The organism is Lutibacter litoralis (genome assembly GCF_014646675.1).
GTDB classification, from domain to species: domain Bacteria; phylum Bacteroidota; class Bacteroidia; order Flavobacteriales; family Flavobacteriaceae; genus Lutibacter; species Lutibacter litoralis.
The window spans coordinates 93,681-103,565 of record NZ_BMNS01000009.1; the positions used below are offsets into that span (position 1 = coordinate 93,681).

Annotated in this window: 9 protein-coding genes; 2 read left to right on the forward strand and 7 right to left on the reverse strand. The window is 32.5% G+C overall.

Going from position 1 to position 9,885, the window contains the following annotated elements; translation table 11 throughout:
• Positions 1–11: 11 nt before the first annotated feature.
• From IEW75_RS13990 to IEW75_RS14010, 5 genes are read right to left on the reverse strand one after another with little or no spacing between them, the layout of a single operon-like run.
• On the reverse strand, positions 12–602 hold the full coding sequence (locus IEW75_RS13990) for a DUF6691 family protein (protein ID WP_134247081.1): 591 nt from the start codon (positions 600–602) through the stop codon (positions 12–14).
• A 20-nt stretch (positions 603–622) separates the two neighbouring features.
• Positions 623–1,153: a YeeE/YedE thiosulfate transporter family protein gene (locus IEW75_RS13995; RefSeq protein WP_134247080.1), complete on the reverse strand. Its 531-nt coding sequence runs from the start codon at positions 1,151–1,153 to the stop codon at positions 623–625.
• A gap of 12 nt (positions 1,154–1,165) precedes the next feature.
• The gene (gene nrfD, locus IEW75_RS14000) at positions 1,166–2,107 is read right to left on the reverse strand and encodes an NrfD/PsrC family molybdoenzyme membrane anchor subunit (protein WP_134247079.1); all 942 of its coding nucleotides are present in this window, start codon (positions 2,105–2,107) and stop codon (positions 1,166–1,168) included.
• Between the two features lie 10 nt (positions 2,108–2,117).
• Positions 2,118–2,651, reverse strand: coding sequence for a 4Fe-4S dicluster domain-containing protein (locus IEW75_RS14005; RefSeq protein WP_134247078.1), 534 nt, complete (start codon positions 2,649–2,651; stop codon positions 2,118–2,120).
• Positions 2,648–4,891 (reverse strand): molybdopterin-containing oxidoreductase family protein, encoded by a 2,244-nt coding sequence (locus IEW75_RS14010; protein ID WP_134247077.1) that lies wholly within the window; start codon positions 4,889–4,891, stop codon positions 2,648–2,650. Before IEW75_RS14010 ends, IEW75_RS14005 begins: the two co-directional genes overlap by 4 nt.
• Positions 4,892–5,133: 242 nt before the next feature.
• Between IEW75_RS14010 and IEW75_RS14015 the strand changes: the two genes are divergently transcribed.
• Together IEW75_RS14015 and IEW75_RS14020 are read left to right on the forward strand one after the other, a co-directional pair.
• Entirely contained in the window at positions 5,134–7,017 is a 1,884-nt protein-coding gene (locus IEW75_RS14015) for a hypothetical protein (protein ID WP_134247076.1), read from the forward strand.
• 20 nt (positions 7,018–7,037) lie between these two features.
• A complete protein-coding gene (locus IEW75_RS14020) occupies positions 7,038–7,700 on the forward strand; it encodes a lysoplasmalogenase (protein ID WP_134247075.1) in 663 nt (220 codons plus the stop codon).
• A gap of 8 nt (positions 7,701–7,708) precedes the next feature.
• On the opposite strand, the gene IEW75_RS14025 is transcribed toward IEW75_RS14020, so the two are convergent.
• Complete coding sequence (locus IEW75_RS14025) at positions 7,709–9,250, reverse strand: acyl-CoA carboxylase subunit beta (protein ID WP_188704073.1); 1,542 nt, start codon at positions 9,248–9,250, stop codon at positions 7,709–7,711.
• A gap of 33 nt (positions 9,251–9,283) precedes the next feature.
• Positions 9,284–9,885, reverse strand: a 602-nt coding sequence (locus tag IEW75_RS14030; protein WP_444543261.1) for an ATP-binding protein, incomplete at its 5' end; no start/stop codon positions are given.

Here is a 9,885-nt window from a genome sequence, read left to right on the forward strand (position 1 = left end):
TTTTTTTTATCTTAATAAAATATTTTTTTAACTCTTTTTCTAATCATATCAGAAGCTGCGAAAGCTACAATTGCTATTATGGTAAATATAAAAGCAAACCAATATCTATTTACACCTAAAGAATCCATTAAAGTAATATTACCTTCAAAATATCCATTATAAATTGGTTCAAAAAGGGTATATAATTCAGAAAATATAAAGATTCCTGCCATAATACCTATTACATAAACTATGGCGTCAATTTTTCCAATTGCTACAGCACATAAACTTGTTCCTGGACAAAAACCAGCAGCTACAAATCCTACACCCATAACAACACCACCAATAATAGCTCCCCATAAATATGTAGGATGAATGTACAGTTGCTCCATGTTTAAATAACCAAGGTAGTCCATGTATAAGATACCGATTAGTGCTACTAATGCGGCTGTAAAAAATACTTTTAATACCGCAAAATCATACCCATAAAATACACCTGCTAATTTTCTTGAGGAAGAAAAGCCAGATGCTTCTAAAATAAATCCGAAGAAAATTCCAATTAGTATTGCTATAATATTGTTCCACTCGTAAGGAATTACTCCATTAGGAATTAAAGGTCCCATATATTTTTATTTTTTAATTATTAAATCCAATTTTTTCTAAAGAAATAGGCTACTAAGAATCCTGTTCCAAAAATAGCCAACATAGTTATAAAACCACCTGTTGATAATACGGCCATACCACTTAATGCAGCACCACTCGTACAACCACGTGCAATTTGTGCACCTATTCCAAATAAAACTCCACCACCTAAGGCGAATACTAATCTTCTTTTACTTGTAATTTTTGGTGAGTGTTGCACTCTCCAACCAATTCTACCTGCCAATCCGCCAGATATAAATGCACCAATTAAAACGCCAAGTGCTTCAAAAACCAACCAAGAATTTAAAGGTGATTTTTCTTCTTTTACAAATTTGCTGTAATAGGCATTATGCTCTGCATGGTTTGAAGCCAATGCATCAACAATTGTTACTACACCGCTTTTCATTGCACCACTAGCGCCTAAGCCTCTACCAGTCATATAAAAAGTAAAAAGTATTAATATTCCAAGTAGAAAACCTCCAAAGTAAGGATTCCAATATACATGTTTGTTTTTTTGATTGTCTATATTCATAATTTACTTTTTTTAATAAAGGTATCTTGTAATTTGTCCAGCTTCAACCATAACAAATCTAAAAACCAATCCGCCAATTAATACTAATAATGCTGGTATTGCTACAGGTATTTTATACCCAATAAGTTCCGTTAGTTCTAAAATAGCAGGAACAATAAGTCCTAAAATAATTACAAACCCAAAGAACATTAGCGTAAACTCACCACCAACTAATAATTGCATGGCTTCTAATTGTACTTCGGATCCGGCATACATTCCCATAAGCATATGAACAATTAATCCTAATTCAATAACAATTAAAATTAAATCTATTTTGCCAAAAAGATGTTTTTCTTTAGCAGTTTTAGCTAGTAAAATAATTGTTGCAGCTCCTGTTGAAAGTCCAGATACTAAAAATAAAGGTCCTAAAATGGCATTGTTCCAAAGCGGTCTAGCATTAAAGGCAGATAATAAAATACCGGTATAAATTCCTAAAATAATTGACAATGGTATTAAAGCTAATGCCATATTTCTTCTGTTTTTTTGAAGAAATTTCTCAAAGGTGTTTAAAAATTCAAACTTTAATTTCCATTTTGGAAATAATTCAGAATAATAGCTCATTACCCATAAAAATGAAATAGGAGTAATTATTAATAATACCCAAGCTCCCCAACTCATTGGAGATTCTATTCTAATAGTTGTGTATAACCTCCAGAAATATAGTTTATGAGTTAAATCATAAAATAAAGCTAATAAACCTAAAGTTAAAGCAATTGGAGATACAATTGATGCAAATTTCACCGATGCAGGATATTCTTTATCTTTCCCTAAAACAGTAATTAAACCTGCAAAAAACAGTAATCCAGCAGCTAAACCTCCCAAAAATAAATATACTGATATTGGCCAGTGCCATATTTCTAATGAAGGATCTATATTTGGAATATTTCTTCCACTTGTAAATAATTCTTCTTGCATAATTTTTAATTTATATTAAATAATAAACTTGAGGTTTAGTTCCAGCTTCAGGAGCCAGTGTTTTATGTTTTCTGTTTTTCAATAGTTGAGAAACTTCACTATTTGGATTGTCTAAATCGCCAAAATACATACACTTAGTAGGGCACACCGACACGCAAGCAGGAAGTTGTCCTTTTTCTAATCTATGGTGACAGAAAGTACATTTATCTACATAACCATCTGGATGTTGGAAACGTGCATCGTAAGGGCAAGATTCTATGCAAGCACCACATCCAATACATTCATTACCAGTAACTAAAACAATTCCGTTATCTAATTGATGACTAGCGCCAGTTGGGCAACAACGTACACAGGGAGCATTATCACAGTGATTACAACGTTCAGATTTTAATTCTAATTCTATATTTGGATACGCACCATTTACAGTTTCTGTAATCCAATCTCTACAATACCCAATAGGTACATCGTTTTCAGTTTGACAAGCAACAACACAATCGCTACATCCAACACATTTTAAGGTGTCAATTACCATTGCATATCTCATATCTCTATATTTTTATGTGGATTTTTAGTTAAAATTGTTACAAAATTCCCTCTCATTCCTGTACCACCCATTATTGGGTCTATAGCTACCTTAGAAATTAGTTGTGTATCGTTAATACCTTTGGCATAAGCTCTGGTTAGTTTTTTATTATCATGTCCAAAACCGTGTACCATATAAACAGAATCCCAACGAACTCTTTCAGTAACTCTTACTTTTATAGAAAACGTAGAAGTAACATCATCTTGATTTTTTAACCAAACATATTGTCCTGTTTTTAATCCTAATATTCTTGCTACTTTAGGGTTTACCCAAAGGTCATTTTCTTTTTTTAAATCGTTTAAATTTGGATTGTTTGCCGTTCTACTAAATGTATGCATTGGTGCTCTTCCATAATTTAATCGATAATAACCTTGAGGTGGTTCAGGGTGCTTATTGTAAACTGGCATTGGATCAAATCCTAAATTTTTTAACTCTTGAGAAAACAATTCAATTTTACCACTTGGGGTATAAAAAGTATGATTTTCATCTTCTTTTAAATATAAAGAGCCTGACGTTCTTGGATAATTTTTAACACCAATTTTTTCTAGTTCTTCTAGAGAAGTTCCCATCTCTTTTAATTGCCATTCAATAACTTCTTTAAAATCGTTGTAATTAAAATAGTCACCAACTCCCATACGTTCACCAATTTGTTTGGCAATCCACCAAGCTGGTTTAGATTCCCATTTTGGTTCTACAGCAGGAACTCTTACGGCAATTGAGGGTTCTCTGTTGGTAGCTGATCTAATACCATCATAGCGCTCTAAATATGTACATTCAGGTAAAACAACATCAGCATAACCAGTAACAGCCATTGGCATTGTGTCAACCACAACCATAAATTCCAATTCTTCAATTGCTTTTTCAAGCAATTCTTTATTTGGAATAGACTTGGTAATGTTTGTCCCTGCAACCATCCAAGCTTTTACTGGATATTTTCCACCTTCACTTTCAATAGAGGCTTTTACAACTTCAGTTGTAATTCCCATTTGTGCTAAAGGATATTTTTCTCCAATTTCTTTCCATCCCCATTTTGGATGTGGATATGCTGGATGCGGATATTTAGGCACCTTAATACTTTCTTTAAAATAAAAACCACCTCTACGTCCCCAAGATCCTAATAGGCCATTTAAAATGGCTACAGCTCTTGCGCGTTGTGTATCATCTCCATACCAAGTTACATGGCGTCCTGGATGCACAATTACAGCAGGTGCAGCATGTGCCATTTCTCTGGCAGTTTTTCTAATTTCTGCAGGTTTTATTGTAGTTATTCCATACGCCCATTCTGGAGTAAATGTTTGAACGTGATTTTTCAAACTTTCAAATCCAGTGGTGTATTTCTTTACGTACTCTTTATCGTATAATTCTTCTTCAATAATTACATTCATCCAAGAAAGCATTAACGCAATATCTGTAGCAGGTTTTATTGCCAGCCAATGGTTAGATTTACTTGCAGCTGTTGAAAAGCGAGGATCAACTGTAATAATAGTTGCGCCGTTATCAATGGCATCAGACATTTCTTGCACCTGAGAATTGTGCATATTTTCACCAATATGTGAACCAATAAGTACTAAACATTTAGTGTCTCTTATATCTGTAGGTTCTGGGGAACCAACCCAAGAGCCATAAGTTAAATTAAATCCAGTTTCTCTAGGACCTCTGCATTGGGCATAAGCTGGTTCAGCTATAGTATCTGAACCAAACGATTTGTACAAATGTTCGAAATGTTTACCTGGGGATCCGTGTTTTAATAAAGCAATTGCTTCTGGGCCATGTTTTTCTTTAATGCTATTAAATTTTGAAGCAATTAAATCTAATGCTTCATCCCAACTTGCTTCTCTAAATGTTTGCTCACCATTAACAGTGGTTCTAATTAAAGGTGTTTTTAATCGGTCTTCATCTGCATACATTCCTACACCGCCTGTTCCTCTCGGACATAAGCGCCCGTAACAATGCGGATCATTATCGTTTCCAATAATTTTTTTGATGGTACCTTCTTCATCTGTATATGTCCAAGCGGCACACTTCCAAAAACAAACTTCGCAATAAGTAGGAGTTCTTTTAAATGTTTTGGCAACATTTTCTTTTACAAGTTCATCTAAATATGAATTTGCTCCAAACATATTTAACGCACTTGTAGTTGCTGCTACACCACCTAAACCTAAAGCAGAAATTTTTATAAATTTTCTTCTTGAAGTAGTCATAAGTTTAAATATTTTTTTCTGATGTAAAGATATTTATTGAGGTATCTCAAGAGTATGATATAAGTCATAAAATCAATTTTGTAACAGTAACAATCGTTACATAACAAGCTGATAAACATCTATTTATATGTAACTTTGGTAACTTAATTACGATGTTTGTCTGATATTCAAACGGTTATATTTTGTTTTTGAGACGGTTGCTACATTTTTATTTATTGTAAATTTGTAAAACAATAAAACTTATGAAATTAAAGGACGTTAAATTTTGGTTTTTAATAATAACTGTTATAGGTATTACTATTTTTTTATTTTTAAAAAATAAGACGTTTCAAGATACTTATGTAAAAGTAAATGAATATACAAAAATTGAGAATATAGCTAAAGAATCTTGCTTAGAATGTCATCAAAATACTAAAGGTTATTCCAATTATCATAATCCAGAATTAATAGGTTGTATTAGTTGTCATTTAGGAAATCCAAATACTTTAGATAAAGAAAGTTCGCATAAAGGAATGGTATTAATTCCAGGGAATTTATCGGATGCTAAAGTGACTTGTGGAGTATGTCATCCTAATGAATTAACTAAAATCGAAAATTCTTTAATGACTACTAATAGTGGAATTGTGGCTGTTGATAAATATATTTTTGGGGAAGCAGATTCACCAAACGGACAGTACCATATTCAATTAATTGAAAATTCAGCTTCAGATAAACATTTAAGAGATTTATGTGCAAATTGCCATCTAGGAGCGCAAAAAACAGCATTTGGACCAATAACTCAGTTAAGTAGAGGTGGAGGTTGTAATGCGTGTCATTTAAACTATTCTGAGGAAGCAATAGAAGATTTGTCAAAGTATATTTCTTCAGAAAAAGAAGTTTTACCACTTAATCATCCAGCAACAAATATTTTTGTTAAAAATGAACATTGTTTTGGTTGTCATAGCCGATCAAGCAGAATCTCAACCAATTACGAAGGTTTTCAAGAAACTTTGTTAGATGAAAGTGATGTTTTAAATGATAAAGCCTACAAGGTTATAGAAGACAAACGTGTTTATAAATTTATAGAAGAAGATGTGCATCATACCAAAGGAATGTTATGCATAGACTGTCATTCTTCACACGAAGTAATGGGTGATGGAAAATTATATACACATGAAGAACAAGCTGTAAAGGTACAGTGTTCCGATTGTCATTTTAAAGAAAAACCAAACACTATTTCTTACGATTCTTTAGATGCAGAAAGTTTGTTGGTTTTTTTGCATAGAGACTATAAACATTACGATAAAGAGGTAATTACTGTAGAAAAAAGTGGTCACCCCTTAGTAAATACATTTATAGATTCTGTTGGAAATGCGATTTTAATTGGTAAAAAAGATGGAAAATTACATCCTTTAAATCCACAGCCAGAAATTTGTTCTAGAGATAATGCACATAAAAATGTTAGTTGTGCTGCTTGCCATTCTTCTTGGACAACACGTTGTATAGGCTGCCATAACGAATATGATAAAAACGAACCAAGAGCTTTTGATTTGTTAGATAGAAAGTATGGAAAAGGGCAGTGGAAAGAATTTGTTGCGGAGTTTTCATCATCACTTCCAGCCATGGGAGTTCGAGAAAACTCTGAAGGAAAACATATTGAGCCAGCAGTTCCAGGAATGATTTTAACTATAGATAAAGGAAGTTATGCAGGAAAGGAACTCGGAGAAGATGTGTCATTTCATAGACTGTATGCACCAAATTCTCCTCATACAACTACTTCAAACGTAAGAGATTGTAAAAGTTGTCATTCAAATCCAGAAGCATTGGGTTATGGAAAAGGAGCACTTGTTTATAAAATTAGAGAGGGCAAAGGTGTATGGGAATTTACTCCAGAATATGCTCTAAATGAAAATGATAACTTACCAGAAGATGCTTGGATTCCATTTTTAAAAGAGGTTGAAGAAGGTATAGTAAATTCTACAAGAACTGATTTTAGACCATTTACTTTAGAAGAACAGCGACAGTTGTTGTTGGTTGGAGCTTGTTTGCATTGTCACAAAGAAGATTCTAAAGTAATGAAAGAGAGTTTATTATCTGGAATTAGACCGTTGTTGAAAAAATTAGATAAAAGTTGTACATTGCCGTAGTGATAAAAAATTAAAATAAAATGGTAAAAAAAATTGCTTTATTTGCATTCCTAACGGTTTCATTATTAGACATTATTGGAATTATTTTTAAAATAGATAGCCTTACTTTTATTTTTAAGCCTTTTATTCTTTTAGCTCTTTTATTTTTGTATTCGCAATCGGTTGAATATAGAAATAGGTGGTATGCAATGGCATTGATATTTTGTTTTTTTGGGGATGTGTTTTTATTGTATTCCGGAGAAAATGTATTTAAATTTGGGTTAAGTTTCTTTTTAATTGCACATCTTCTTTTTATTGCTGTTGTTGTTAAACGAATTAAAAAAGTTTCATTTGTAAATAGTCTAATGGGGTTAATTCCATTTGGTATTGTGCTGTATTTACTATTATTTTTATTGAAAGATTCATTAAAAGATTTATTTATACCAGTTTTAATTTATGGAGTGGTTATATGCATTTTTGGAATTGTTTCATTGATAGATTTTTTGAATACCAAAAACAAAAAATCTTTATTAATGCTGTTAGGAGCAATAGTTTTTATTATTTCCGATGCTATTTTAGTCATTAATAAGTTTTATAATGCAGCGTTAGTTTTACAAGTTTCTGTAATGGTTACTTATATTTTTGCACAGTATTTAATTTATAGTTCAATGGTTTCAGATAAAAGAAATCTTATTAAAAACTAAATATTTGTTTATAAAGGAATGTTCCCATGTTTTCTTTTAGGTTTATTTATATCTTTATTTTCTAACATTTGGAAAGCTTTAATTAATTTTCTACGAGTATTTTTAGGGTAAATAACTTCATCAATAAAACCACGTCTAGCGGCTCTATATGGGTCTGCAAATTTTAAAGCGTATTCAGCCTCTTTTTCTTTTAATTTTTCTTCAGGATTGTCTGCTGATTTAATTTCATTTTTAAAAATAATTTCAGCCGCTCCTTTTGCGCCCATAACTGCTATTTCAGCTGTAGGCCAAGCAAAATTCATATCTGCACCGATGTGTTTAGAATTCATCACATCATAAGCACCTCCATAAGCTTTACGAGTAATTACAGTTAGTTTTGGCACCGTAGCTTCGCTTAAAGCGTATAATAATTTAGCTCCATTCTTAATAATTCCATTCCATTCTTGATCCGTACCCGGTAAGAAACCAGGAACATCAACTAATACTAATAATGGAATATTAAAGCAATCGCAAAATCGCGTAAATCTCGCTGCTTTTATAGAACTATTTGTGTCTAAACAACCTGCTAATTGCATTGGTTGATTGGCAACAATACCGATACTTCTTCCTGCTAATCTAGAAAAACCTACAATTATATTTTCAGCATAATCTTTTTGAATCTCAAAAAAAGAGTCTTCATCAATAATTCCGTTTATAACACTGCGCATATCATAAGGTTTATGAGCATCTTCTGGAATTAAATCTATTAAATGAGGTCTTAATTCTTCACCTAATTCATAAGGAATTTTCTTTGTAGTTTCTTTATTATTTTGTGGAATATAGCTGAGCAATTTTTTTAAATCTTCTAAACATTGAATGTCGTTTGCAGCTGTTAAATGAGCTACGCCAGATTTTGTTGCATGTGTTCTTGCTCCTCCTAATTCTTCGGAGGTCACCTCTTCATTTGTTACTGTTTTTACAACGTTTGGACCGGTTACAAACATATAACTAGTGTCTTCAACCATAATAGTAAAATCGGTCATTGCAGGTGAATAAACAGCGCCACCAGCGCAAGGTCCCATTATTGCAGAAAGTTGAGGAATTACTCCAGAAGATTGAACATTTCTATGAAAGATATCAGCATAACCACCTAAAGATCTCACGCCTTCTTGTATCCGTGCACCACCAGAATCGTTTAGCCCAATGCAAGGAGCACCTACTTTCACAGCCTGGTCCATTATTTTACATATCTTTTCGGCATGTGTTTCAGATAATGCTCCTCCAAAAACTGTAAAATCTTGAGCAAAAATATAAACCAATCGGCCTTCTATTGTTCCGTAACCAGTTACAACACCATCACCAAAAATAATTTGATCTTCCATACCAAAATCGGTTGTTCTGTGTGTTACCAAAACGCCCATTTCTTCGAAAGAATTATTATCTAATAAATAATTTATGCGCTCACGTGCGGTTAGTTTTTTCTTTGCATGTTGTTTTTCAATTCGTTTTTCTCCACCACCTGAATGAGCCAAAGCAACTCTAACATCTAATTTTTCAATTTTTGTATTCATTTTTTTTTCCATAATAGTGCAAATTGTAGGTGTTTAATTAGTTGGTAATTTAAGCGTTTTTTCATCTTCTAGGTAGATTCTAAGAGCTACTAATGCTGCTATTTTAGCTTCTTCCTTGGTTGAAGCAATTAGCTTTTCTGGAGTAAAATAGTTTTTAACAAAATGTGTATCAAAATTTCCAGATCTAAATGCTTCGTGTTCACAAACAAATTTTCCAAAAGGAAGTGTTGTAAAAGCACCTTCAACTTTATAGTTATCTATAGCGTTAATCATTAGCTGGATTGATTCTTCTCGAGTTTTACCATATGTGATTAATTTAGATAACATAGGGTCGTAATAAATTGGGATTTCCAAACCTTCTTCGAAGCCATCATCAACTCTTATGCCCTTACCAACAGGAATTTTATAGGTTGTTAAAGTACCAACACTTGGTAGAAAATCGTTTAAAGGGTCTTCTGCATATACTCTAAGTTCAAGGGCATGACCACATATTTTTAAGTCTTCCTGTTTTAAAGTAATTGCTTCTCCTCGTGCAATATTTATTTGTTGTTCCACCAAATCTACACCTGTAATTAATTCTGTAACAGGATGTTCAACTTGCAACCGGGTATTCATTTCTAAAAAATAAAAATTTA